This window comes from Rhizobium sp. CB3171 (assembly GCF_029714265.1).
GTDB lineage: Bacteria > Pseudomonadota > Alphaproteobacteria > Rhizobiales > Rhizobiaceae > Rhizobium.
On record NZ_CP121652.1, the window covers coordinates 2,280,680 to 2,306,532 of the forward strand.

Annotated in this window: 25 protein-coding genes; 13 read left to right on the plus strand and 12 right to left on the minus strand. The window is 59.3% G+C overall.

The features are described from left to right. The first annotated feature begins 64 nt into the window (after positions 1–64). The 3 genes from QA648_RS11170 to QA648_RS11180 all read left to right on the plus strand — a co-directional run bounded on the left by QA648_RS11170 (position 65) and on the right by QA648_RS11180 (position 2,056). Positions 65–442, plus strand: a complete 378-nt coding sequence (locus tag QA648_RS11170) for a VOC family protein (protein WP_104823932.1) — start codon at positions 65–67, stop codon at positions 440–442. Positions 443–613: 171 nt separating this feature from the next. Further along, positions 614–1,102: a cupin domain-containing protein gene (locus QA648_RS11175; RefSeq protein ID WP_283046917.1), complete on the plus strand. Its 489-nt coding sequence runs from the start codon at positions 614–616 to the stop codon at positions 1,100–1,102. Positions 1,103–1,291: 189 nt separating this feature from the next. Beyond that, positions 1,292–2,056: a phosphatase PAP2 family protein gene (locus tag QA648_RS11180; protein ID WP_283046919.1), complete on the plus strand. Its 765-nt coding sequence runs from the start codon at positions 1,292–1,294 to the stop codon at positions 2,054–2,056. 17 nt (positions 2,057–2,073) lie between these two features. Here QA648_RS11180 and QA648_RS11185 read toward each other — a convergent pair whose 3' ends face one another. Further along, positions 2,074–2,484, minus strand: coding sequence for a response regulator (locus QA648_RS11185; protein ID WP_104823935.1), 411 nt, complete (start codon positions 2,482–2,484; stop codon positions 2,074–2,076). 255 nt (positions 2,485–2,739) lie between these two features. Here QA648_RS11185 and QA648_RS11190 point away from each other — a divergent pair, with 255 nt between their 5' ends. Next, complete coding sequence (locus tag QA648_RS11190) at positions 2,740–4,404, plus strand: phosphoethanolamine--lipid A transferase (RefSeq protein ID WP_283046921.1); 1,665 nt, start codon at positions 2,740–2,742, stop codon at positions 4,402–4,404. Between the two features lie 66 nt (positions 4,405–4,470). Here QA648_RS11190 and QA648_RS11195 read toward each other — a convergent pair whose 3' ends face one another. Continuing rightward, positions 4,471–4,848, minus strand: coding sequence for a cupin domain-containing protein (locus QA648_RS11195; RefSeq protein WP_283046923.1), 378 nt, complete (start codon positions 4,846–4,848; stop codon positions 4,471–4,473). A 205-nt stretch (positions 4,849–5,053) separates the two neighbouring features. Here QA648_RS11195 and QA648_RS11200 point away from each other — a divergent pair, with 205 nt between their 5' ends. After that, positions 5,054–6,097, plus strand: a complete 1,044-nt coding sequence (locus tag QA648_RS11200) for an LLM class flavin-dependent oxidoreductase (protein WP_283046925.1) — start codon at positions 5,054–5,056, stop codon at positions 6,095–6,097. A gap of 37 nt (positions 6,098–6,134) precedes the next feature. Here QA648_RS11200 and msrB read toward each other — a convergent pair whose 3' ends face one another. Then, a complete protein-coding gene (msrB, locus tag QA648_RS11205; RefSeq protein ID WP_283046927.1) occupies positions 6,135–6,623 on the minus strand; it encodes a peptide-methionine (R)-S-oxide reductase MsrB in 489 nt (162 codons plus the stop codon). 202 nt (positions 6,624–6,825) lie between these two features. Between msrB and QA648_RS11210 the strand changes: the two genes are divergently transcribed. The 3 genes from QA648_RS11210 (at position 6,826) to QA648_RS11220 (ending at position 8,465) form a co-directional block, all read left to right on the plus strand. Next, a complete protein-coding gene (locus QA648_RS11210; protein WP_283046929.1) occupies positions 6,826–7,581 on the plus strand; it encodes a COG4280 domain-containing protein in 756 nt (251 codons plus the stop codon). Continuing rightward, positions 7,578–7,784, plus strand: coding sequence for a hypothetical protein (locus tag QA648_RS11215; RefSeq protein ID WP_283046931.1), 207 nt, complete (start codon positions 7,578–7,580; stop codon positions 7,782–7,784). Before QA648_RS11210 ends, QA648_RS11215 begins: the two co-directional genes overlap by 4 nt. Before the next feature lie 99 nt (positions 7,785–7,883). After that, positions 7,884–8,465 carry a histidine phosphatase family protein gene (locus tag QA648_RS11220; RefSeq protein ID WP_283046933.1) on the plus strand — a complete coding sequence of 194 codons (582 nt, stop codon included), beginning with the start codon at positions 7,884–7,886 and terminating at the stop codon, positions 8,463–8,465. Between the two features lie 65 nt (positions 8,466–8,530). Here QA648_RS11220 and QA648_RS11225 read toward each other — a convergent pair whose 3' ends face one another. Then, the gene (locus tag QA648_RS11225) at positions 8,531–9,466 is read right to left on the minus strand and encodes a phytanoyl-CoA dioxygenase family protein (RefSeq protein ID WP_283046934.1); all 936 of its coding nucleotides are present in this window, start codon (positions 9,464–9,466) and stop codon (positions 8,531–8,533) included. A 132-nt stretch (positions 9,467–9,598) separates the two neighbouring features. Between QA648_RS11225 and QA648_RS11230 the strand changes: the two genes are divergently transcribed. After that, on the plus strand, positions 9,599–10,462 hold the full coding sequence (locus QA648_RS11230) for an AraC family transcriptional regulator (RefSeq protein ID WP_283046935.1): 864 nt from the start codon (positions 9,599–9,601) through the stop codon (positions 10,460–10,462). Between the two features lies 1 nt (position 10,463). On the opposite strand, the gene QA648_RS11235 is transcribed toward QA648_RS11230, so the two are convergent. After that, on the minus strand, positions 10,464–11,879 hold the full coding sequence (locus QA648_RS11235; RefSeq protein ID WP_283046936.1) for a PLP-dependent aminotransferase family protein: 1,416 nt from the start codon (positions 11,877–11,879) through the stop codon (positions 10,464–10,466). A 96-nt stretch (positions 11,880–11,975) separates the two neighbouring features. Here QA648_RS11235 and QA648_RS11240 point away from each other — a divergent pair, with 96 nt between their 5' ends. From QA648_RS11240 to QA648_RS11255, 4 genes are all read left to right on the plus strand, one after another. Beyond that, the gene (locus QA648_RS11240) at positions 11,976–12,659 is read left to right on the plus strand and encodes a pyridoxamine 5'-phosphate oxidase family protein (protein WP_283046938.1); all 684 of its coding nucleotides are present in this window, start codon (positions 11,976–11,978) and stop codon (positions 12,657–12,659) included. A gap of 34 nt (positions 12,660–12,693) precedes the next feature. Continuing rightward, entirely contained in the window at positions 12,694–13,359 is a 666-nt protein-coding gene (locus QA648_RS11245; RefSeq protein WP_283046939.1) for a GNAT family protein, read from the plus strand. A 213-nt stretch (positions 13,360–13,572) separates the two neighbouring features. Further along, positions 13,573–14,574 carry a sterol desaturase family protein gene (locus tag QA648_RS11250; RefSeq protein WP_283046940.1) on the plus strand — a complete coding sequence of 334 codons (1,002 nt, stop codon included), beginning with the start codon at positions 13,573–13,575 and terminating at the stop codon, positions 14,572–14,574. Positions 14,575–14,803: 229 nt separating this feature from the next. Continuing rightward, entirely contained in the window at positions 14,804–18,127 is a 3,324-nt protein-coding gene (locus QA648_RS11255; RefSeq protein ID WP_283046942.1) for a thiamine pyrophosphate-dependent enzyme, read from the plus strand. 87 nt (positions 18,128–18,214) lie between these two features. On the opposite strand, the gene QA648_RS11260 is transcribed toward QA648_RS11255, so the two are convergent. From QA648_RS11260 to QA648_RS11290, 7 genes are all read right to left on the minus strand, one after another. Then, positions 18,215–19,060 (minus strand): aspartyl/asparaginyl beta-hydroxylase domain-containing protein, encoded by an 846-nt coding sequence (locus QA648_RS11260; protein ID WP_283046945.1) that lies wholly within the window; start codon positions 19,058–19,060, stop codon positions 18,215–18,217. Between the two features lie 366 nt (positions 19,061–19,426). Further along, a complete protein-coding gene (crcB, locus tag QA648_RS11265) occupies positions 19,427–19,816 on the minus strand; it encodes a fluoride efflux transporter CrcB (RefSeq protein ID WP_283046947.1) in 390 nt (129 codons plus the stop codon). A 43-nt stretch (positions 19,817–19,859) separates the two neighbouring features. Next, positions 19,860–21,263 (minus strand): voltage-gated chloride channel family protein, encoded by a 1,404-nt coding sequence (locus QA648_RS11270; RefSeq protein ID WP_283046949.1) that lies wholly within the window; start codon positions 21,261–21,263, stop codon positions 19,860–19,862. A gap of 257 nt (positions 21,264–21,520) precedes the next feature. After that, on the minus strand, positions 21,521–22,345 hold the full coding sequence (locus QA648_RS11275; RefSeq protein WP_104823952.1) for a class I SAM-dependent methyltransferase: 825 nt from the start codon (positions 22,343–22,345) through the stop codon (positions 21,521–21,523). Between the two features lie 260 nt (positions 22,346–22,605). After that, the gene (locus tag QA648_RS11280) at positions 22,606–23,706 is read right to left on the minus strand and encodes a helix-turn-helix transcriptional regulator (protein ID WP_104823953.1); all 1,101 of its coding nucleotides are present in this window, start codon (positions 23,704–23,706) and stop codon (positions 22,606–22,608) included. A gap of 297 nt (positions 23,707–24,003) precedes the next feature. Next, complete coding sequence (locus tag QA648_RS11285; protein WP_283046952.1) at positions 24,004–25,047, minus strand: Gfo/Idh/MocA family oxidoreductase; 1,044 nt, start codon at positions 25,045–25,047, stop codon at positions 24,004–24,006. Positions 25,048–25,055: 8 nt separating this feature from the next. After that, positions 25,056–25,841 (minus strand): ThuA domain-containing protein, encoded by a 786-nt coding sequence (locus tag QA648_RS11290; protein WP_104823955.1) that lies wholly within the window; start codon positions 25,839–25,841, stop codon positions 25,056–25,058. Positions 25,842–25,853 lie beyond the last annotated feature (12 nt).

Below are 25,853 nucleotides of genomic sequence, written 5' to 3' on the forward strand. Positions count from 1 at the left end.
GATGATAATACCTTCAGCCCTGGCAAGCATGAAGCCGCGAAAGCCGACAACAGGAGCCTGTTTTATGTTCGATCACATCTCGATTGGTGTCAAAAGCCTGGACAGAGCGCGGCAATTCTACGACGCGGCACTGGCACCGCTCGGCTACGAGCGGCTGTCGAATTTCGAAGGCACGATCGGATATGGCGCGGAGCGGGCGCAATTTTGGGTCATGGAAGTGGAGCGGCCGGTTCCGGCCGATCGCGGCTCCGGGCTGCATTTCTGCTTCGTCGCGCCGAGCCAGGCGGCGGTCGACGCCTTCTACGCCGCCGCGCTTGCCAACGGCGGCGAGGACAACGGCAAGCCTGGCATCCGGCCTGACTACAGCCAATTCTATTACGCAGCCTTCATCATCGATCCCGACGGTTATCGCCTCGAAGCTTACTTCCAGACCGGCGAATAATCTGCGGATAGAAATACAATAGAAGCGCCGGTCAGGCGGGCCTCGGCTAGGATTTTCCGCCGGATACAAAACAAGCCCGCCTTCAATCCTGAGCTGTCCCGTGCTAATCTCCTCGCCTTCGTCCGAGAATATCAGTGCTATCCTATTGTAACCTTCACCTTGGAGGCAGACATGACGATATTCAGCAAGGCAGTTATCTCTCGGCCGGGCGCTGAACGGATCGCCCGCACGCCCTTCGGCGCCCCCGTCGTCATTCACGCAACCGCCGCGGATACAAATGGCGCCATGGGCATGTGGGAAACATTCACCGCGCCCGGCCAAGGACCCGCGCCGCACACCCATACGCGCGAGATGGAGGTATTTCGCATCATTCGTGGCACATACCGCTTCCAGTGCGGCGAAGAGGGGTTCGATGCCGCTCCCGGCACCGTCGTCGCGCTGCCCCCACATGTGCGCCATAGCTGGCGCAACATCAGCGACGAAACCGGCCAGATGTTCGTCACTGTTACGCCCGGCGGATGTGAACAACTTTTCATAGACATCGAAGCGACAGGCGCGGATACGCCCGAAAAGATTGCTGTCATCGAGGCAAGGCTGGGAATCGTCAACGACGAAACCGAGGCCCTCTCCGCTCGCTCCGCAAATGATCGCGCTCGGTAATCGCCGCAATCGCGGAAATCTACTGTTCATTCACCAAAAGGAGAAACCGTGGGTCGTAAGCATTTGATGTTTCAGGCTACTGTCAGGCTTCTGCCGTAGGGAATGATGGGCGAAGATCATCAGTGCGTTTCGAGGCCGACGGACCCTCGTCCCATTCCTGTATGCGATGACGGAAGACGGCGTTTCCTGATGTATGAAGATTATGTTGCCTACCCCAAACGTGCGGCGTCGTTCGGAAGGCCGCTCGCCTCGTTCCTAGCACTATCCGCACTTTGGTGTTTGCTGCTTCTTCTCTTCAACAGATTTCCCCAGATCGATCTTTCCGTCGCCGGTAGCGTCTTTACGAATGGGCCTTGCGCTTCGGCAGACCCGGTCGGCGATGTCTGCGGCATGTTTGGCTATGACAGGGATCGGCTCTTCGTCAATCTGCGCTCCATCACGCTCGTTTTACCCTATATCGCAGTGGTCGTGCTGCTCGCCGTCATTTACTTGTCCTGGAGGAAACTCGGACCCCATTGGCGCACACCAAAAGTCAACCAGTGCGTAGCGGCACTCCTGTCACTTGCCATCGGCTGCGGCGTCATCGTCAATCTGATCCTGAAAGCGTTCTCCGGCCGGCCGCGCCCCCGCGATACCGATCTCTTCGGTGGAGTGTTCAATTTCGTTGAGGCGGGCTCGTTTGCCGGCCAATGCCTGAAGAATTGTTCTTTCATTTCCGGAGAGTCATCATCGGCCGGATGGCTTCTCTGTCTCGTCCTGCTGCTGCCGCCGCGCTGGCGCCTTCCTCTCGGAGTGCCGCTCGCCGTCGCGTCGATCATAATGCCGACGATGCGTGTTCTGACCGGTGCCCACTATCTCTCCGATGCAGTCCTCGGTTGGCTTTTGTCGCTGGTCATCTTCGCAGCCATGTTGACCGTTTTCGAGATTTTCGGCCCCAGATCGGCGCGGCCTTGAGCGCAATGTTGCCGCGTTCAGCCGGCTTTCGGAAGAACGCTCGACCGGTGATGTCCCGATTTTCCGGCGCTTGAAGATGCTGTAGCTCTGCGGATGCGAGCGGTGAGCTCGCCAAGCCCGAACGGCTTTATAAGATAGTCCACCGCACCAATGCTCATTCCAGTCATTTGGTCCGAGAGCTGATCATAAGCGGACATGATGATCACCGGCGTCGAATCGACCTTCGTCCCCATATATCTCAGCAGTTCCAGGCCGCTTCCGTCCGGCAGGCGAAGGTCGAGGAGAACGACGCTATAAGCTCCGGCGGCGGCCGCCGTCATCGCGGACTTAAGGTCCGTCGACCAATCGACTGTCCAGCCCTCTGCAAGCAAATGATCCTGCACCGCATTGCCGATAATGGCATTGTCTTCGACCAGCAAAATCCGCACGACTTCTCCCTTGTTCGAGACATGAAGCTATGATCGGGATTGCTGACGGCGACCTGAAATTCGCGTGCCCAAGCGCCGAAAAGAGCGGGAAAACGGCAACGATCGTCAATCAGTTGTGCACAAACGAATGCCGTTCAGGTAAATGTCAGGAACGGCGGGCACGGTCGCGCGCTTTAAAATAGTCAAAGTTGCGCCCTATGCGCTGCGGTCTGCGGTTTCCGACTCGCTTCGCAGGAAACGCCTTGGAGAAAAACATTGGACGATAAAAACATCCAGCCTGGCCGACGAAGCATCCGGCCAGCAATCGGCAGCGTTACACTTTGCCTTTTAACCACGATTTATATCCTTCTTGTGACGAACCAGGCATTTTGGACCAAGGCTTATGGTTATTTTATTGCGGAGCCTGTTGCCTTTGCCGCCTTCGCCATTGGCATCTCCGCGGCCATCATGGCGCTCTTCACGTCTTTCTCCGCCAAATACCTCACGAAGCCGATCCTGATTTTCTTCGTTCTCGTGGCGGCGGTGTCCTCCTGGTTCAACGATCAATTCGGGGTCATCATCGACAAGGAGATGATCCGTAATGCCGCGGTATCGACTGGCGCCGAGGCTGGCCATCTGATCACGCTGCGCTTTGCGATGCATGTGCTGCTGACGGGTGTTTTGCCATCTCTGGTGATTGCATGGGTACGCATCGCGCATCGCCCCCTTCTCAAGAAGCTTGCCTATAATACCGCTGTCATCCTCTCCTGCCTCACCGTCTTCGTGATCGTAGGCACCAGCTTCTACAAGACGTTCGCAGGTGTCGGCCGTGCGCACCCCGATCTCGTGGATATGCTCAATCCAGTAATGCCGATCACCAGCGCCGTGCGCTACGCCATCAACTCGCGCAAGGATTCAAGCATTGTCGCACAGCCTCTGGGGACGGATGCCCACAGGGTTGGCACGACAGATAACGGCAAGCCGCGCGTGACGATCATCGTCGCCGGCGAAACCGCGCGTGCCAAAAACTTTTCACTCGGCGGCTATGGCAAGATGACCAATCCGGAACTGGCGAAACAGAATGTGGTCTACTTCCCCAAGACCAGCAGTTGCGGGACGGCGACAGCAACCTCGATCCCTTGTCTGTTCTCCGTTTATACGCGGGAGCAATATACCCACCTGAAGGGCCTAGAGACGCAGAATCTTCTTGACGTGCTGACCCATGCGAAGGTCGACGTGAGCTGGCTGGACAACGATACGGGCAGCTATCACGTCACCGACCGCGTTCCCTACACCTATCTGCCGACATCGGCCGATCCCCGCTTCTGCAAGGATGGCGAATGCCTGGATGCTATCCTGGTGGACAAGGTCGATAACTGGCTGGACCATGTCAAAGGAGACAGCGTCCTCGTGCTGCATCAACTCGGCAGCCACGGCCCTGCCTACTACCAGCGCTATCCCGAAGAGTTCCGCCGCTTCCAGCCCGACTGCCGCGCCAATGATTTCGGCAGTTGCACGCCGGAAGAGATCACCAACGCCTACGACAATACGATCCTCTATACGGACCATATCGTTTCGACGGTGATCGATAAATTGAAGCAGCGCTCAAATTCGCTGTCCGGCGCAGTCGTGTATTTCTCCGATCACGGCGAGTCGCTTGGCGAAAACGGGATCTACCTGCACGGTACGCCCTATATCATCGCCCCTTCGGAACAGACCCATGTGCCGTTCCTGGTCTGGGTGGCCGACGATCTGGCAAAGACGGGCGGCTATGACATGGCCTGCCTCGGAAAACGCGCCGTTGACGGCACCTATTCTCACGACAATATCTTCCACAGCGTCCTCGGCCTGATGGATGTCGCGACGAAGGTCTACGACCGCAGCCTGGATGTCTTCGCCGAATGCCGCCGTTCGCCGAACAAGCTGGCGCAATTGAATTGACGGCGAGCAGCCTCGAACCCGACTTGCGGTCCCGCTAAGCCGCGATCGCAAGTCCTCCCGCACCGTTCAAAGCCGCGCCGGCTGCCGCACCGTGCGCTCATTCTCCACATTGCCGGTATTGAGCGTCGTGTTCCGCTCCAGCAGCAGAACCTCGCATGTCGGCTCCGCCGTGGGGCAATGTTCGACGCCGTGTGGCACGATGATGTATTCGCCAGGGCCGAGGATGATGTCGCCGCCGTTCTCCTCGCGCAGCTTCATGCGAAGCGTGCCCTTGATAACGAGGAACAACTCGTCCTCCTCCTCGTGATGATGCCAATGAAAGGCGCCTTCGAGTTTGACGAGTTTGATCTGAAAGTCGTTGATGTCGCCACCGATCCGCGGAATCCAGGGCTCGTTGAACGCCGCAAAGGCTTTCGTGAGATTGATTTTCTTCAGCTCTGACATGCGCCTCCTCCTTTTCCCTCCAACGATCGAATGCCGGCCGGGACACTATCGACGGCGGCCCGGCCAAACGCAACGCCACCACACTACCACCGGGACCATATCGAATTCTTCGAACGGAATCGCCGAAACTTTGCAGATGGTTCGCGCGGGGGAACGGGGGTAAAGGCCTCCCCCTAATGGAATTGCTATAGGCGACGGAAAAATCATGACGGCAAACACTGTCGAATTCGGGCTCGATACTTTCGGCGACGTGACCCAAGACGAAGGTGGAACACTGGAATCCCACGCACAGGTCATCCGTAATGTGATCGAGCAAGGCGTGTTCGCGGACCAGCTCGGGGTCGATTTCTTCGGCATCGGCGAGCATCATCGTCAGGATTTCGCCGTCTCCTCGCCGGAAACGGTGCTTGCCGCGATCGCAGGCCGTACATCGCGCATCCACCTTGGCTCCGCAGTCACGGTTTTGAGTTCCGATGATCCTATCCGCGTCTTCCAGCGTTTTTCCAGCCTGGATGCGGCCTCGAGCGGGCGCGCCGAGGTGATCCTCGGCCGCGGTTCGTTCACCGAATCCTTCCCGCTCTTCGGTTTCGAGCTGTCGCAATATGAAAAACTGTTCGAGGAAAAGCTCGATCTTTTCGCCGCCCTCCTCTCCAATGAACCGGTCACCTGGAAGGGAACGACCCGCCCGCCGCTCAGCAATCAAGGCGTCTTCCCGACGATCGAGAAGGGTCATCTGAAGACATGGATCGGCGTTGGCGGCAGCCCGGCTTCGGTCGTCCGCGCCGCACAATATAACCTGCCGCTGATGCTGGCGATCATCGGCGGCAGCCCCTATCGCTTTCAGCCCTATATCGATCTCTATCACAGGGCGTTTGCGCAATTGGGCGGCACGGTTCAGCCGATCGGCATCCATTCGCCGGGTTATATTGCCGATACGGATGATCAGGCCCGCGAGGAGCTCTGGCCGAGCTACAAGGCGATGCGCGATCGCATCGGCCGCGAGCGCGGCTGGCCGCCGATGACGCGCAACGAATTCGATAGCGAGATCGAAAGCGGCTCACTCTATGTCGGCTCGCCCGAAACCGTCGCCGCCAAGCTCGCACCGGTCATCAAGACGCTCGGCGTCAGCCGCTTCCAGATGAAATACAGCGCCGGTACACTCAGCCATCGCAAACTGATGCGCTGCATCGAACTTTACGGCCAGAAAGTTATCCCCGCGGTGCGAGCGGCGATAAGCAAGGAGAGCTGAGACCCAGCCTTTTCAGCGGGGGCTCGCCCTTCGGCGATCAGGCCGAAATCTCGTGGAATGTCATGGCAACGCCGTTCATGCAGTAGCGCAAGCCTGTCGGCTTTGGCCCGTCCGGAAAGACATGGCCGAGATGGCCGCCGCAGCGGCTGCAATGCACAGCCGTACGCGCCATGCCGAAGGAATGGTCCTCAGTCGTTCCGACTGCACCGTCGATCGGCGCCCAAAAGCTCGGCCAGCCGGTGCCGCTGTCAAACTTCGTGCTTGAAGAGAAAACATCCTGCTGGCAGCCGGCACAGGCGAAATTGCCCTTGCGCTCCTCATGCAGCAGCGGGCTGGAAAAAGGATATTCCGTCCCCTCCTCGCGCAGCACGGCATATTGGTCCGGCGTCAGCAGCTTGTGCCATTCTTCGTCGGTGTGGGTAACGGGAAATTTCTCACCCGCAACGGCCGGGCCTGATGCCAAGCCAAGACGGGCCGCAACCGCCCCGAGGCCAGCGGCGATGAGGAGAAGTCGTCTGTTCAACATGTCTGGAACTCCCATCGAAGGGACGATCACCTGTCCCGCAAAATATACGGCGCTGGCGCGGATTTTGTTACATATCTGCGCGTGAAGCACCGAAACGTGATCATGAATGTGACTTTCGGCATCGTCTTATCCGAAAAATTCGAGCGGCTATCGGATAAGATCATGCAAAATCAACAGCTATCCGTTGCCCAGGATTCACTGCATGAACAGTCTCACACCGATCCTTTCCACCATAACGGCGTCCTTCCTCGGCTCTTTCGTCGAGGTCGTGGAAGCTTTCACCATCGTCCTTGCCGTCGGCGTCACACGGAGCTGGCGTCCGGCGCTGACGGGTGCCGCTCTCGCGCTTGCGGTGCTTGCAGCCCTCGTCCTCATCTTCGGGCCGCTGTTGGCGCTGGTGCCGATTACCACACTGCAATTCGTTGTCGGCGTTCTCCTGATCCTGTTCGGCATGCGCTGGCTGCGCAAAGCCATTCTGCGCTCACTCGGCGTAATAGCCCTGCATGATGAGGAAGCAGCCTTCTCCAAGGAAACAGCGGCGCTCCGGCAACAATCCGAGGACCTGCGCGCCGATTATCTCGCCGGCCTTGCTTCGTTCAAGGCGGTGCTGTTGGAAGGCGTCGAGGTGGTCTTCATCGTCATCGCCGTCGGCGGTGCCCATGGCCTGACGCTCTTTGCCGGCCTCGGCGCTCTGGCCGCGTTCATCCTGGTGATGCTGATCGGTCTGCTGGTCCATCGCCCGCTCGCGACAGTGCCGGAAAACACGCTCAAATTCATCGTCGGGCTGATGCTGACCAGCTTCGGCATTTTCTGGACCGGCGAAGGCATCGGCGCGGATTGGCCGGGCGAAGACCTTGCACTTATCGCCATCTTCGCAATTGTTGCCCTGGCGTCCTTCGCCATCATCCGCAGCCTGCGCGGCTCTATCGGCAAAACCACAGCAAAGGCAGTCCAATGAACATTATCCGCATCGCCCTATCCGAACTTATCGGCATGTTCATCGACGACGGCAGCCTCGCGGCCTTTTCCTTGATCCTGGTGATCGTGGTCGCCGGCGCGGTCAAGCTTCTCGCATTGCCGCCGTTCATCGGCGGCCTGCTTCTGCTGCTGGGCTGCCTTGCCATCCTCCTATACAGCGTTCGCCGCGCCGTGAAACGATGACATGACTATTCCTCTGCGGGTACCGGCATGCTCCCTCGACAGAGGGTCTCACAGATGCGAAGAATTACGGGAATTTCAGCGCGATCGAGAGGCGTTCAGATGAGCAGCGCGTATCCGGAAATCTATCTGGTTCGGCATGGACAGACGGAATGGAGCCTCTCCGGCCGGCACACGGGGCGAACCGATATCCCCCTCACCCCCGCCGGTGAAGAAGCCGCCCGCAAGGTCGCCGGCCGTCTGCCCGCCATCGATTTCGCTGCCGTTTGGTCGAGCCCGTCTGAGCGCGCCAAAAGCACCAGCACGCTCGCCGGCTTCGGCGATGCCCGTGCCGTCAAGGACGATCTGGCGGAGTGGAATTATGGCGCCTATGAAGGCGTCACCACCAAGGAAATCCTTGCTCAGCGCCCCGGCTGGCAACTCTTTCGCGACGGATGCCCTGATGGCGAAACCGTAGCCGATGTCGGCGCAAGAGCCGACCGGATCATCGGCGAGCTACGGCAGGTGAACGGCAACGTCCTGATCTTCTCCAGCGCGCATTTCCTGAGGGTCTTCGCCGCCCGCTGGCTCGGCCTTCAGCCGCAAGGCGGCGCACATTTCGTGCTCGACACCACCAGCATCAGCATTCTCGGCTATGAACACGATCTGAGCGAACCGGTCATCCGCCGCTGGAACCAGGTTTAACGGGACGTCGATCGATAGACATCGAGCGGCAATAGGGCCGCTCGATCAAAGCTCCGCGACCACCCTTACCAGGCAGTCAGCCCCAGCAGCTTTTCGCCCAACGGCGTCAAAACGGCTGTCTCGGCATTGTGTTTTTCCCACTCCCGGGGATCGCCGGGAAACGCGTCACGCATCGGATGATCGCGCTCGCGCCACAAGCGGATGCGTTCTTCACGCTCGGCAACATTGCCGAACTCGGCCGGATGCATCGAAATATACTGCGCCATGCGGACGCGGTTTTCCGCATGGTTTGGGCGGACGCCATGAGCAAGCAATGAATTGAAGATCATCAGATCACCCGGCTCCATGTCGATGTTGACGACCGAAAGTCCGGCCATGTCGGGGTGCATCGGGTCCCGATCCGCGGGCTGGGTTTCTTCCCATTCCTCAAAGTGCTCGAACAGCTCCGGCACGCACTGAAAACCCCCGACATCACCGTCCTGCTTCTTCAGGCTCAAGACGCCCTGAACCCCTATTGGCAGGGGGCGAAGGGACGTGTCGACATCCCAATGAATGAAGCCGTTCGGATTGCCCTTGATCTTCTTCGGGGGATTGAGATTGGCGCGATCGATCGTCACCCACAGGTCTTCGCGGTCCCAAATATCAACGAAGGCGCCATAGATGCGCGGCTCCATGCGATTGTCCCAAAGGTACTGGTGATTGTAGATCTCCAGCATGCCGGTGTTGTTGAGCTCCTTCATCTTGTGCTCGCGGCGCTGTGGCGCATACCAAGTCGATGGATCATTCGGGTCCTTCTCGTCGAAGGTCCAAAGCACCTCTGCAAGCCGCTCGACATTTGCCGGGGGGACAGCCTGCCGCACGATCACATAACCCTTGGTGATCCAATGCTGCCAGTCTTGTTGCGAGAGAACCCGCAGCGGCAATGTCTTCCTTATGTCCTTCAACTGCTTCACGGCCGAAGAAGCGGTTGGATGCGCGTCCCGTTTCAAACTTTGCTGCATATGAGTCTCCCATCTGGTTATCCCTGTCACGTCAGGCGATGCTCGAGCAATAATGGGATGTCGGCAGTCCGTGTTGCTTGGTCCTGGCTTTTTCTGATACTGTTCTGGCTTCTGTACTCTAGTTGACGCCCGATGAGACCCTATCTTGAGATATTGCCGCAGTCGCCGGAAACGTCGTGGAGCATGCTCAACCGGCGGCTCGACAATGTCATCCCCTTTCAATGGCATCATCATCCCGAATTCGAACTCACGCTCACGCTGAACTCGATCGGTCAGCGTTTCATCGGTGACCATAGCGGCGATTACGGCGACGGCGATCTCGTGCTCGTCGGACCCAACCTGCCGCATACATGGGCCTCACGCGCAAAGATCGATGAGCATAAGCCGCATGTCGCCCTTGTCTTTTGGTTCCATCGCGAATGGCTGTTGCAGATATCAGGCGGTGCTGTCGAATTTCGGCCGATCGAGGCGATGGTGATGCGAGCCGATAACGGCTTGCAATTTTCGAAAGAGATCGCCGCGGCGGTACGGCTGGAATTCGAAGCAGTCTTTGAAAAACCGCCCGTCGAACGGCTGCTGTCGCTGTTGAGCATCCTTGTCACCATTGCCGGCGACAGGCAGGCGATGCCGCTTGCGAGCGCACCAGGCCAATCGCAGGAACTGAGGGAGAGCCGGGAACGCATCGACCGTGTTCTGACACACATGCATCTCAACTATGCGCGCGCCGTCAGCCTGGACGAATTGGCCGATATCGCCGCGCTCAGCGTTTCCGGTCTGCATCGGATGTTTCGCCGCCACACCGGCACCGCCATTTCCGACTACCTCATGCGTATGCGCATTGGCGACGCCTGTGCTCGCCTCTCCTCCACCAATCAAGCGGTCCATCATATCAGCGATGCCGTCGGCTATAATTCAATCGCCAATTTCAACAGGCAGTTCAAAACCCTGAAAGGCATGACGCCACGGGAGTACAGAAGATTGTTCGTCAGACGGTGACTCAGGGAACTCGAAGCAGCGCGGCAATCCTTGCCGCCGCGGCGTCCGCAGCCTCGGGCGCCATGCGTGCTATGCCGAACAGCAGTCCCGACCGCGGAGGGCCAAGATGCAGCGCGGACATGGAGCGAAGCGCAAAGCCCTGAGCGTTGATCCTTTGTAAGGCCGCCCGGTCATCCGTGCTGGCGTTGCGGAACCATGTCGCCAGTTGCAGCCCGCCGGTGCCCTCGCCGATATCGAGCCAATCTCCGCAATGACGGCGCAACGCGGAAACAGCCGCTGCCATACGCGCGGCATAGATCGCGTTCATGTGCCTCAGATGCGCGCGAAAACGGCCTTCGCGGATAAAATCGGCAAGCGCCGCCTGGATGTGGATCGGCACGACAGCCCCTCTCAGCCGCTGCGCGGCCGCGGCCTCGGACACGAGCCAGGACGGCACGACTGCGTAGGCGACGCGCAGGCCGGGGGCGAGCGTCTTCGAGAAAGTTCCGAGATAGGCAACCACTTCGCCGCGATCGATGCCCTGCAGCGCGGCGATCGGGCGGGAGGCATACTGGAATTCGCTGTCATAATCGTCTTCCAACACCACCGAACCGTTGGCGCGGGCAAATTCCAGCAGTGCCAGACGGCGCGGCAGGCTCATCGTCACGCCGGTCGGATATTGATGCGAGGGCGTGACATAGATCAGCCGTGGCGGCGGACCGGCGGCTCTTGCGACATCGATGCCCGCCTGGTCGCATGGCACCGGCGCGAGGTCCGCGCCTGCCATCCGCAGCAACGCCTGCGCCGTCTCATAACCGGGTTCCTCCATCCAGGCGACGGTTCCAAGCCGGCGATCGGGCTGCAGCAGGACACGTGCCAGCAGATCGATGGCAGCTCCGGTAGAGGGAACGATGAGGAGTTGTTCGGGGCGGGCAGTCACACCGCGCGTGGCGGAGATATGATCGAGGATGGCCTCACGCAGCTCGCGAATGCCGCTGTGAGCGCCGTAGCCGAGATCATGCACCCGCAGCGAGCGACCGCGAGCGCCGAGGCATCGCGCCCAGGCGGCGTGCGGAAAAGCTGAGACATCCGGCACACCCGGCTCGAACAGGCCGCCCGCGGCACTCTCGGTCATCGGCATCGGACTGAGCGGCGTCGACGCAGCTTGCCCTTGCAGAGGCGGTGTCGTGAATGCGGCGACGCGGGTCGCGGAACCCGTCGCCGATTGCAGATAGCCCTCCGCTTTCAGCCGCTCATAGGCGTTGACCACGGTGGAGCGCGCAACACCAAGCGAAATCGCCAGCATTCGTGTCGACGGCAGCCGCTGTCCCGGCGGCATCTGCCCCTGGAGAATGCGATCGCGCATCACGCGATATACCTGGCCTTCCAAATCACCCGCCACCCGATCGAGCGCCGGCCATTGTGCAATCGCTGCCATGACATCTCCGACTGGTCTGCTAGAAATACATAAACTGGCTATTTATAACCTACCTCTTTGGCGGCATAGATTAAAGATGATACCAGTGAGGAAACGATGGCTGACCTTTACCCGCCCCAGGCCGACGACTATCCGACCACCGAACGCTCGCGCATGCGGCGCGAACATCATCGCGGCAGCCATGCCCGCACGGATGTCCATGCCATTCTGGATGCATCCCCCCTCTGTCACGTCGGCTATGTCATCAATGGTGCGCCCTATGTGACGCCGACGCTCCATTGGCGCGAAGGCGACCATGTCTATTGGCACGGTTCGGCGGCAAGCCGCTTTCTGCGCGCGGCTGAGGATATGCCTGTCTGCCTCACCTGCAGCCTCATGGATGGTTATGTGCTTGCCCGTTCCGCCTTCAACCACTCGGTCAACTACCGTTCCGCCATGGTTTTCGGCACGGCCCGCCTTCTCGAGGATGTCGAGGAGAAGGCCGATGCGCTCCGCCGCTTCATCGAAAATCTGTTCCCCGGCCGCTGGGACAGCCTGCGGCCGATGACCCGCCAGGAGGTGAAAGCGACATCGGTCCTGAGGATGGAAATCGATGAGGCGACGGCCAAAGTCCGTAACGGCCCGCCAGGCGATGTTGACGAGGCGGATTTCCCCGTCTGGGCGGGCGTCCTGCCAGTGCGAAGCCATCTGGCTCCGGCGGAAGCGGCACCGGGATTGCCGCATGGGATAGAGCTACCCGAACCGCTCGCGGCACTGATACAATCGGGCCGGATTAGATAGATTATTTTTTGATTTGATACCAAAGGACTTCGATATGGACCTCGCGAATTGGAATGGCGTGCCGCGCCCGGAACGGATCACTTTGGAAGGCCGCTATGTCCGGCTGGAGCCGCTCGACCCGGCGCACCATGGCGCTGATCTCTGCGCCTCGGCGCAAGCGCCCGGTGCCGAAGATCGCTTCCGCTATCTCTTCGAGAATGCACCGGCCGATCTCGCCACCTTCACGCCATGGCTCGAAAAGGCCGCTTCCGGCACCGACCCGCTGTTTTTCGCCACCATCGATAAGCGGACCGGCAAGGCCGAAGGCCGCCAGGCGCTGATGCGCATCGATCCCGTACATGGCGTCATCGAAATCGGCAGCATCCTCTGGGGGCCGGCGATCGCGCGCAGCCGCGTCACCACCGAAACGCTCTATCTCTTCGCTTCCTACGTCTTCGATACGCTCGGCTATCGCCGTTTCGAGTGGAAATGCAACAATCTCAACGAGCCATCGAAGCGCGCTGCGGAGCGTTTCGGCTTCACCTTCGAAGGCATCTTCCGCCAGCATATGGTCGCCAAGGGCACGAACCGGGACACCGCCTGGTTCGCGATGATCGACGCCGATTGGCCGCGCCTGAAGGCCGGCTACGAGAGATGGCTGTCTCCTGAGAATTTCGACGAGGCCGGGCAGCAGAAGAGCAGGCTGACGTTCGACCGCTGATCGCGCACCCGGCGGTCGCTCCGATTCGAGAGATGACCGCCGGCCACATCGGCCTTGTCAGACCGCCCGGAACGCGTTCTGCAACATGAGAGAAACGCAAACGCTTCCGACGAACTCAAGATTTCGCTTCCTCGCCCACAATCATCGCGGTACATATCGCGCATATTTTAAGCGCCACCCCACCCCGATCGATTAGAATCCGAGGATAATGGCATGACATTTCAAAACAGTTCGCGTCTCTACGCTGCTGTTTCATCCTTGTTGTGGCCGGCGATCTTTTGCGCCGGACTGACAGGCTCCTATTTTGCGTTTCAGTCGCCGATGCGGCTCCTTTGGTTCAATGTCGTCTACCTCTCCATCGTCGCGACGATTGCGCTTTTCGAGCGGCTTATGCCCTATGAGGAGACCTGGCTGGAACGCGACGGCGAGACGATCAGCAATATCGCGCACACGCTTTTGAGCAAAGGCAGCGTGCAGATCGCAGCAGCCATTGGCACGTCATTTCCAATGGCGGTGGCGACGGTGGCGCAACCTCTCCTGAGCCATCAGGCCCATATCTGGCCGGAGCAATGGCCGCTGGCCCTGCAGGTCGTGCTGGGGTTGATCATCGCCGAATTCGGCCTCTATGCCGCCCATCGCCTTGCGCATGAGTACCTGACGCTTTGGCGTTTCCATGCCCTGCATCACAGCGTCGAGCGCTTGTGGGTCATCAATACCGGGCGTTTCCACATCATTGATTCGCTGTTCAAGATCGCGCTTGGCCAGATCCCGCTCTATCTCCTTGGTGCGCCGCTGCCGGTTTTCCTGTGGATTGGCGCGGTGACGGCGTTTATCGGCCTCCTCACCCATTGCAACATCGACGTGCGCACCGGCCCGCTCGACTGGTTCCTTTCGACGCCGCGCCTGCACCGCTGGCATCACTCGAAACTGCTTTCCGAGGGCAACACCAATTACGGCGAAAACCTCGTGATCTGGGACCAGATTCTCGGCACCTACTACAATCCGCCGCGCCCCTCCTCCGCCGACATCGGCATCAGCGGCAAGGTCGCCAAGGGTTTCCTTGCCCAGCTCGTGCAGCCCTTCTCCACCAAGGGACGCAGGCAGATCATCGGGAAAAAGCCGAAGGAGCTGGTGGCCAAGGAAAAGCTGGCAGCAAGGAAGGCCTCCCTTCGTAAGCAAGCCGACGAACCGATCCGAAAACGGGCTGAAGGATGATGATGAACGGCATCCGCCGGTTGGTGCCGAAGTGCCCAGGAGATGGCCGGAGGGTATAGACTTTTTTCATCGAAACCGGCGCCGCCAAATGCCTGGATGCAACCAATGCTCGGAAACCTATTTCAAACCGAGAAGATATTGTCATCTAACGTGTATTGAAAAAGATACCCCACGGCGTTACCTATCCGACGCAAATTGATGGTCATGACAGATTAGGAAAATCATTGAAATGGAAGGGAGATTTACCCCAGATCATCTCAAGCAACTTCATAGAATATTTTTCACATCGCGTGAAATAGACCGGCTTGAACGAGAATTCATCAAGCAAGGCATAGCACATTTTCACGTTTCCGGTGCCGGACATGAGTCGACGGCGCTGCTGAATGAATTCCTCCATGATGACGATTGGTTGCATCTGCATTATCGCGACAAAGCCTTGATGCTGGCGCGCGGCATGCCCATTCGTGAGTTTTTCTCCAGCCTTCTCGCCACGGCCAATTCCCATTCCGCCGGCCGGCAGATGAGCGCGCATCTTTCCTCCCGCGCTCTCAACATCACCTCCATCGTCGGCCCCGTCGGCAATAATGCACTGCATGCCGTCGGCGTTGGCGCCGCGCTGAAACACAAGTCCGGCATGCCGATTGCCGTTTGTTGCGTCGGTGACGGCACCACGCAGCAGGGCGAATTCGTCGAAGCCGTGGCCGAAGCCGTACGCAGCCAATATCCCGTCGTCTTCATCATCGAAGACAATAGTTTCTCCATCTCGACGCGCACCACCAAGCAGACCTTCTTCGACCTACCGACCGGGCCCGCCTCTTCTTTCTACGGCCTCGATATCATCCGTGCCGATGGCGACGATCTGCAGGCATCGCGCGAAGCTTTCCGCAAAGCCGTCCGCCACAGCCGCAACAACCGCACGCCGAGCCTGGTGATCCTCAACGTCGAGCGCCTATCCGACCATACCAACGCCGACGACCAGAAAACCTATCGCACCCAGGATGAGATCGAGACCGGCTCCGTCCGCGATCCGCTGGTCAATCTGCGTGCCGCCCTGCTGAAGGCAGGTGTCGATGCCGATGCGCTGGAAAAGATCGAGAGGGACCTGACTGCCGAGGTGCAGGCCGAAGCAGCCCTTGCCCGCAAGGAAGATGCGCCGCATGTCGAGCCGGAGGCGAAAGCGCCCTACCCGGCTTCGTTCGACAAAACCCCCGAATACCGCGGCGGCAAGAGCGCGGCCACCCTGACCATGCGCGAAGCGCTGAACGGCGTGCTCGACAAGCAGCTTGCCGACAATCCCGATGTCGTCCTCTTCGGCCAGGACATCGAAGATCCCAAGGGCGATGTTTTCGGCGTCACCCGCGGCCTCAGCACGAAATATCCCGAGCGGGTGCGCAATGCGGCGCTCAGCGAATCCACCATTGTCGGCACTGCTGTCGGCCGTGCGCTTGCCGGCGAGCGGCCGGTTGCCTTCCTCCAATTCGCCGATTTCCTGCCGCTCGCCTATAACCAGATCGTCTCGGAGATGGGCAGCATGTACTGGCGCACCCAAGGCGCCTGGGAATCGCCCGTCATCCTGATGGTGAGCTGCGGCGGCTATAAGCCGGGCCTCGGCCCGTTTCATGCGCAGAGCTTCGAAAGCATGCTGGCGCATACGCCGGGCATCGACGTCGTCATGCCCTCCAGCGCCGGCGATGCCGCTGGCCTGCTCAACGCCGCCTTCGAGTCACGCCGCCCGACCGTCTTCCTTTACCCCAAGGCGGTGCTCAACAATTCCGACGGCCGCACATCCACCGATCTCGACACGCATTTCGTCCGCCCCGGCCTGTCGCGCTATGTCGCCCGCGGCCGCGACCTGACGCTGGTCACCTACGGCAACACGGTTTCGCTCTGTGCCAAGGCGGCGAGCGCCTTCGAAGCCCAGGGGTTTTCGGTGGAAGTCATCGACCTTCGTTCGATCTCGCCCTGGGACGAGAAGGAAGTGCTCGCCAGCGCCAAGCGCACCCGTCGCCTGATCGTGGTGCACGAAGACAATCGCACGGTCGGCATGGGCGCCGAAATCGTCGCGACCGTCACCGAGAAAACCGACGTGCCCGTCATCGTCCGCCGGCTTGCCCGCTCGGATGCGCATGTGCCCTTCAATTTCCGCAATCAGTTGGAAACGCTGCCGTCCTACAGCAAGCTGGTCGATCTGATGGCCGAGGTTCTCGAATGCGAGGTCACCTGGCATGAAGAGGACAAGTCCGGCCCGACCGCAGCCATCAAGGCTATCGGCTCCGGCCCGGCCGATGAAAGCGTGCTGGTGACCGATATGCTGGTCAAGCCCGGCGATACGATCGAGGTTGGCCAGCTCGTCGCCGTGGTCGAGGCGACCAAGGCTTCGGTTGAAATCTGCGCTAATATCGGCGGCGTTGTTCAGGAGGTTTTCGCCAAGATCGGCGATCAGATCGCCACCGACAGCGCGCTTTTGACTGTCGATGCCAACCGTGACCTGAGCGAACGCAACTTCGCGCTGGCCTCTGAGACCCACAATAAATTCGTGCTGCGTCGGTTGAAGTCGCATTCGATCCCGGCGCTACGCCGCCATTCCGGCAATTTCACCGAAATTGCCGTCAGCGGCATGGGCTTTGCGACCGGCGCCCGCCGCGTCAGCAATGAAGACATCATCCATAACTGGCCGAACCGACGCGCCGAGGAAATTTTTGCGCTGACCGGCATCAAGAGCCGCTTCTGGATTGGCCCCGACGAAGGCACCTTAAGCCTCGCAACCAAGGCGGTCCGCGATCTCCTGCGCCAGACCAATATGACGATCCACGACATGGACCTCGTCATCGCCGCCACCGGCACACCCGATATCGCCACGCCGTCGCTCGCAAGCCGCGTTGCGGTTGCCGTTGCCGAAGACGGCGTGCGGCCGTCGCTTGCCGCTTATGACATGGGAGCCGCCTGCTCCGGCTATCTCTACGCTTTGCAGCAGGCCTACGATTTCATCGCCCAGCAGAACGATGCCAAGGTGCTGATCGTCACCTCGGAAGTGCTGTCGCCGCTGCTCGACATGAACGATTTTTCCACCGCCATCCTGTTCGGCGACGCTGCTACGGCTTGTCTGGTCACCAGCCGCGACATGGCCCGCAATCCGCTGTTTGCCGCGAGCCGTCCGGTCATCAGCGGCCGTCCGGAGCCGGGTGACCTTCTCTACGTGCCGTTGCCGGACGAAGGCGTCATTTCGATGAACGGCCGCTCGGTCTTCACCGAGGCCGTGCATTCCATGTCGCGCTCGATCGAGGACGCTTGCGTCGATGCCGGGCTTGAGCTCGCCAATCTCGATCTTCTGGTGCCGCATCAGGCGAACCAACGCATCATCGACACCATTGCCAAGCGCAGTGGCCGGCCGGCACTCAGCGTCATCGAGACCTACGGCAACACCAGCTCGTCGAGCATCCCGCTCGCCATGATGCATGTGGCCAATGAACGCTCTGAGCCGCTCAACCTCGGCCTCGTCGCCTTCGGCGGCGGCATGACGTCGGGCGCAGCCATCGTGCGCACGATAAAATAACTGTAACCGGCTTCAGACCGACCAAAACAAAACCCCGGAATCCTCTTAGGATCCGGGGTTTTCTGTAAGATCTATACGCGCTGTACCCTATGCCTTCGGGCGGTTTCTCAGCGCCTCGGCTTCGGCATAGAACTTCTTTTCCCATTCTTTGTGATTGTCGAGGCCTTCGCGGATGAAGGGCGTGAAGATCGCCAGGTTCATCAGCGCCCAGTTGACGAAACGGGCCGGGAATTTCAGCGGCTTGACGAAATCGACGAAGAGCACCACGCGGGTCTTGTCGGTGTGGTTCCAGGCCTCGTGCTCATAGGCGTCGTCGAAGATCAGCGCCTTGCCTTCCTGCCAATGGCAAATCTGCTTGTCGACGCGGATGGCGAGCTTGTCGTTCGGCTCCGGCACGATAAGGCCGACATGCAGGCGCAGCACGCCATTATAGGGGCCGCGATGAGCCGGAAGATGCTTGCCTGGCTCAAAGATCGAGAACATCGCCGTTTTCAGGCCCGGAATTTTCTGCACGGCCGCCCAGGTGTTCGGGCAGGCCTTGATGTTCTGTTCGGATTTCACGCCGAAACCAAGAAGGAAGAAAGTCTTCCAGCGGCTATCCGTCGAAATGGTCTTCACATCGGTGGAGATGTCCTGGAAGGTCGGCAGCTCGCTCTGGCGTTGCAGCACCTTTTCCAGCTCGGCGCGGATCGCGGGATAGTCTTTCTCGATCTCGGCGGCCCACGGAAAGGTCGCATTGTCATAGACCGGCGGATTGCCGAGTTTGGCGTATTTCAGATTGAGGCTTTCGGCCCAGGCGACGATGCTCATGAAAAAGCGCGTCATTGCGCTGGGGCGATCCATCGGTGCGATGCCGGCCGTGCCGAAGGTTTGCTCCGGAGCACGCGGCTCGGTGGTTGTGGGAGCTGGTACGCTCAAAGTGCTCTCCGTCATGTCTGTCTAATAGGGGCTGTATTGGGAGGGAGGAAATCTTGTCTCAGAGGAAGTTGCGTGGAAATCTTGGGAGGGCGATAGGTCCGACAATTGCAGCCTTTGTCTGGCCCATCCTTGATCGGCGCGCGACTCCTTTGTTATGCAACGATCATAATAGGCGATTATATGAGTTCGTTAGTCGAATTTCGCAAGGGAAACCGTTCGTGAGAGCGGCGTCTTGTCGTGCGATGAAATCCCAACGAATTCTCCGAAATGCTGCGCTGCGGAATCGGCAAAAATGCGGCCGGCAGCGACGCCTTTTGCCGCAGGTAACTTCACATTTTCGATAGCCGCGCCTTATCGAGCGTTCACCCCTAAGCGAATAGTTTATGCCGTCTGGCTTTGCGCGAGCAGCCGAATGATCATGAGCCCGGCCACCAATGCGCCCAATGACAAGGCGACCGAAAGCGCGACATAGATCAACGAAATCGCCCGTTGGCCCCGCTCCCAGAGCGCGACCGCATCCAATGAAAAGGTCGAGAATGTCGTGAAGCCGCCAAGGATACCTGTGGTCAGAAAGAGCCGAAACTCCTGCGACAGGCCGCTGCGGAGAACGAAATATTCGGTCAGCAGGCCCATGATCAACGAGCCGACAACATTGACCGCGAGAGTTCCGAATGGAAAGCCAAGGCCAAACAAACGGATGGTCGCCTGATTGACACCGAGACGAAAGGCGCCGCCCAATCCAGCGCCAAGGAAGACGATCAGATAGTTCATGAAACTCCCCTGGTAAAAATTAGAACGGCAAGCTCGTCGCTGATCATGGCTCCGAACCTTCCCCTTGGGATTGCAATGGCGTCTGGCGAACTTTGCCGATCATGTCGCCGAGTGAATTGACGCCGAGATCGCGAAGGTGGCGAAGGGTGACGTCGGGAGGAATGGGATTGGCGCCGGCACTCTTCGCGATGCCTATACGCTGCGACAGGTAGATACTGGTGTGACCGCTGCAGATATAGGCAAGAAAGCAGGCGACGGCGAAATAGACCGTATGCGTCGCGCCGAAGAGCTCGATGCCCATGATCATGCAGGCGAGCGGCGTATTCGTAGCGCCTGCGAAAACCGCAATAAAGCCGAGAGCCGCGAAGAGATCAATCGGCGCACCGAGAACGGCGGCAACGGCGTTGCCGAGCGCAGCACCGATGAAGAACAGCGGCGTCACCTCTCCGCCTTTGAAACCGGAGCTGAGCGTCACAATCGTAAAGACCGCCTTCCAAAACCAGCTCCAATAGTCGATGCGCGCCGGATCGAAGAAGCCGAGAATGGTTGCATCGTTGGCATTGGGCGACCAGACACCGAGGCCCAAATATTCGCGGGTGCCGAGCACATAGACGAGGCCGATCAGGATTGCGCTGGCGATGACGGGCCTGAGCGGCGCGTAGGCGCAGATGCTCTTGAAGGCAGCCGACATCCCGTGGGAAAGTTCGCTGAAGCAGCGCGCCATCAGCCCGAAGAGCACACCGGCGATGCCGACTTTCCCCAGTAACAGCGTGTCGAGATGAAACGTGCTCGCCGGAGTGCCGGCAAGATAGACGATATGATACTGAACATGTTCGATACCCCAGGCATGGCATGTCCAGTCGGCCGCAATCGCCGCCATAAGAGAAGGGATCAAAGCTTCATACTGCATGCGCCCGATCGTCAGCACTTCCAACGCAAAGACCGCGCCGGCAATCGGCGTACCGAACACCGCACCGAAACCGGCGGCAATGCCGGCCATCAGCAGGATACGAACCTCGGCGTGGCTTAATCGGAAAAGCTTGGCAAAGGCGCTGGCAATACTGCCGCCGAGCTGTACTGCCGTTCCCTCGCGCCCCGCCGAACCGCCGACCAGATGCGTCAATACGGTCGAGACGAGGATAAACGGCGCCATACGCAGCGGCACGCCGCCGCCGGGCTCATGGATCTGCTCGACGATCAGATTATTGCCGCCCTCCGAGCCCCGGCCAAAGCGCTGGTAGACCAGCACCATCAGAAAGCCCGCGACAGGCATCAGAAAGATCAACCAGGGATGATCGAAGCGCGCCGCCGTCGCCCGGTCGAGGCTCCACAGAAACAACGCACAGAGCGACCCGACCACGGCAGCCATCGGCACCACCAAGATGATCCATTTGAATATGCTGCGCAGTTGCTGAAAGCGATAATGAAAAAATGAGAATGCGGACATCAGTTCGCCTCTCCCGGAAGACCGGCGGTGGGCCTGTCGGGGACAATGATCATTGAACAAGAAAGAAGTGACAACAGGATTGCGGACATGACTCTACTCCATCGCCCGTCAGGCGTATTGAGTAGGAGTCATTAGCGACCCTGAAAATTCAGAGCAGCGGTTCGGCCACCATGGCCCGGCAGAATCCATTACCGTTGGATTTTCCATACAGATAGGCGAATGCCCCTGTCAATCCGGCGTCGCAAGCACGGTCTTCTTCAATCGGCTTTGGCAACCATTTCGATAGGAGCGAGCAAGCCGCCTCCGACCGATGTGCTGACATTGCCCATCCGCTCCGCCGCCCTCGGCCCCATCAGCGCGCCGAGGCTCAGCCCCTGCCCGCCGTTTGCGGCGCTGGCGCGCATCTCCTGCGCCATCCGGATTGCCAATGCGCTGCGATCCTGTTCGAACTCCACCGTGAAGCCGGCCCCTTTGAGCAATTGACGATAGGTCATGGGACTGCACACGAAACTTGTTTCCGGCGTCATTGCCCAGGGCATAGGATAAGGCACCGCGCCGTCGCGAACCTGCATGATCTCGTAAAGGCCGAACCGGCCGCCACGCTTCAGCACCCGCCGTATTTCAGCAAACAACGACGCCTTGTCTTCGATATTCATGCCGACGTGGATCAGCGTCGCGCGCTCGAAGCTTTCATCGGCAAAAGGCAACGCCAGCGCGCTCGCCTGGTGGAACGACACCTGCATGGTCATGCCGCATCGCGCGGTCAGGGCATTGGCGACGTTGACGAATTCCTCGGTCAGATCGACACCGGTGACGATACAACCATACTCGCTGGCTATATAGCGCGCCGAACCGCCAATCCCTGATCCGATGTCGATAAGCCGCATGCCATCGAGCAAATCGAGATCTTTGGCGAATTCCACCGTAGCCTCGCGCCGCCCGAGATGGAATTCATCGACACCGGCGAGATCGTCGATGCTGAGATGCTCGATATCCTTGCCGCTGGCCGTGAGCCCGCCGAGAATCGTCGCCTCCAGTGATCCACGCGTATAGTGGCTTGCAACCTGTTCTTCGGTGGACATGACCCCTTCTCCCATGACCCGCATTCACACGATCATGGAAGAATGCTGCGCCCCCGCCCCCGCTCCGTCAAGCGGTTGCAGCGACACGACGTATCTGGTGGCCCGGCAAATGGTGCATAGGGCAAGATCGGGATCGAGCAAGGGTTTGCGCAGTTCGATGTAACTGGGCAGAAATCCCATCGCCTTCAGACACAACATTGACCGCGCCACCCGGCCCTTCGTTAAGGCTCAGGGCGTTCGTCGGCTATGCCGACTGCTCCTCACGCCATCCTGATCCCTGCAAGCAGTAGGGAGAGTTCCGGTTGCCGGTTTGTGTCCGTCTTGCGATAGATCGATTTCAAATGGGCGCGGGCAGTCTGATAGCTGACGGTACGCTGGGCGGCGATATCGTGCAGCGTCATACCCTGGGCAAGCAGCAGGGCAATTTCCGCCTCGGCGCGGGTCAATCCAAAAAGCTTGGTCAGGGTTGCCGGGCGCTGGTGGACTTTCTCCTCAGGGTCCTCAATGGTCGCAAAGGCACAGGAATGACAGAAAATATCCTGCATGCCGCCATCGAGACGCTGCATGCGCACGATAAGCGGCCGCCTGCCTTTGCGGCTGAGCAGCAGGATATCGGGCTCCCCCGTTGTCAGCAGGTTGTCTTCGCCCAATACGACCTTGAGCTGCCGGTCGAATGCGTTTGCGTCATCCTTGCGGGTCGGACGCATTTGCCCCTGGGTGATCTGCAGATCGGGGCCGAGCAATCGGCGCATCTTCTCGTTGACGGTGGTCACAAGGCCCATCCGATCGAAAAACACGCAGGCGACGTTGGCCATTTCGAAGGCGGCCGCCATGCCCTTCACTTCACTTGCGGATATGTCGCGCATAATTCTCGCCGTGATCATAAGTTTCTGACGAATGCGATATAAATTTCTTGCTTCTTCTCGGCTGTAAGGACCGTCCTTGATCCGCCGCTGCAAGGCAAAAGCCAGGAGATCGTCACCTGACGAAAAACCTATTATTGCCGACCAACGCAGGCCGAAACGTTCTTGGGAATGGTAGAAGTCGAGTGTTTTGAACTCGTCCTCCCCCGCAAAATCCTGCTCGACCATCACTCCCGCACGTCTCATGATCGGCACGTTCTGTCTGCGAAAGTCCTGCTTGTACCACTCTTCCGCGAAATAATTCTCCATCGCCGGAATAAGACTTTCGGTGACGATGAAGGTATTCAGCAACCGACCTTCGATCGGCGCGATGTTGACGCCGTAGGATCCGGTCGCGGCCGAGACCTTCTCCAGCACGACCGGCCACAGCGTCGGATCCAGCGCAGCGCCGAAGAATCCGTCCGTTGCCCGGTCTAGCGCATGGAGATCAAACCGCATTGTCCCCTCACCTCGGCCTGATCGGCCGATCCAAGCACTTCACCCACCATACCCATAAGTATTATGTGCGAATCAGTTTATTGATATAAATTCTAAATAATTCAAGAAACATTTTTGGTATTAGCGATATTTTATAGAATATTCTCAATATACGATATGTCTAATATATAGAAAATAATCAACGATATCATCGTTTTAATAATAAAAACAAAATATACCTTGGAATTGTACTGTCTTCAAAAGAAACGGCCGCCCGAAGGCGACCGCGTGAACGTCGAAGGTAAAAAAGAGGTGCCGTCAAACCTTTAGTTCGCGTCTCTCCACTTCCGTGACCATCGCAAGATCCAGCACCCGCTGCAGATTGGCGGCATGGCGGAAGCTCGGGTCCTGATGGCTGCCGGTCATGACGGCATCGGCGAAACGCTGATAATTGGTCGGCACCGGCGGAACCTCGATAACCTTCCACGTCGCCGTTTCGGTATCATCGCCGAGGCAGGCACGCAGTTCGGAGCCAGCCGGACTATGGGAAATTTCCAGCCCGCCCCTCTCGCCATAGATACGTAACTTCAGTTCGTTGAGATGCCCCGTTGCCCAGCGGCTCGCATGCACGACACCGAGCGCGCCGTTGGCGAAATCGACCGTCATCGAAAAGCTGTCGTTCGCGTCGAGCGTGTATTCGCCGATGCGCTCGTCCGGCGCCTTGTTGAAGGTCTTCAGCCGGGCAAAGACGTGGTCGATATCCGTTGCCGCGCCATAGGCGGCGAAATCGAGGATATGGATGCCGATATCGCCAAGCACGCCGTTCGAACCATGACCGGTCGACAACCGCCACAGCCACTTGGATTCGCTGCGCCAATCGCCCCAGGCCCTCGAGACCAGCCAGCTTTGCAGGTAGGACGCCTCCACATGCTTCACCGTGCCGATCTCACCCGATATCACCATCTCGCGTGCCCTCTGCAGCGGCGCGACATTGCGATAGGTAAGGTTCACCATATTGACGACGCCGGCGCGTTCGGCCGCCTCCGTCATTTCCAGCGCCTTGTCGTAATTCTCCGCAAGCGGTTTCTCGCAGAGCACATGCTTGCCGGCGGCAAGCAGCGGCAAGGTGGTCGGATTATGCGCCCGATCCGGCGTGACGTTGGTCGCCGCGTCGAACTCGCCCCAGGCGAGCGCTTCGTCCAGCGACGAAAAGCGCTTCTTGACATCGAACATATCGGTGAAGGCCGTGAGCCTCGTCGCATCCGTATCCACGGCACCAACGACCTCAACACCTGGAATACGGGCGAAATGCTCCACATGGTTCTTCGCCATGCCGCCCGTGCCAACAACTATGAGACGCATATTGTACCTCAGCGATAACCGGCTTCGCCGGCCTGGTGGAGTTTCGGGCCACGTTCGACGATCGGCTCCAGCGCCTTTTCGACCGGGACATTCGGCGCATCATGGATGCTCGCCTGCGTGCCGAGCGGATTGTGCGCCCACTTGACGCCGTTGATCAGCACCTTCTGCACGGTCTCATTGTGATAGGTCGGATAGGTCTCGTGGCCGGGGCGGAAATAAAAGATATTGCCCGCGCCGCGACGCCAGGTCATGCCGGAGCGGAAAACTTCGCCGCCTTGGAACCAGGAAATAAACACCGTTTCCAGCGGCTCTGGAACGGAGAACTGTTCGCCATACATTTCCTCGTTCTCAAGCTCGAAATGCTCGCCAAGACCGGCGGCGATCGGATGGCGGGGATTGATGACCCAAAGACGCTCGCGCTCGCCGGCCTCGCGCCACTTCAATGCGCAGGGCGTGCCCATTAGCCGCTTGAAGATTTTCGAGAAATGGCCGGAATGCAGCACGAGAAGGCCCATGCCTTCCCAGACGCGCTTGGCGACACGCTCGACGATTTCGTCCTTTACGGCGCCGTGGTCCTTATGCCCCCACCAGACGAGGACATCCGTGTCCTTCAACCGTGCCTCGCTCAGACCATGCTCGGGCTCCTGCAGCGTCGCAGTCGTCGCCTCTATGCCGGCATCCCTATTCAGCGCCTTGGCAATCGTCGTATGCATGCCTTCCGGATAGATCTCAGCGACGACCTTGTTGGTTTGCTCATGGATATTCTCCCCCCAAACGACGGTGCGAATGGTCATTTCGGTGCTCCT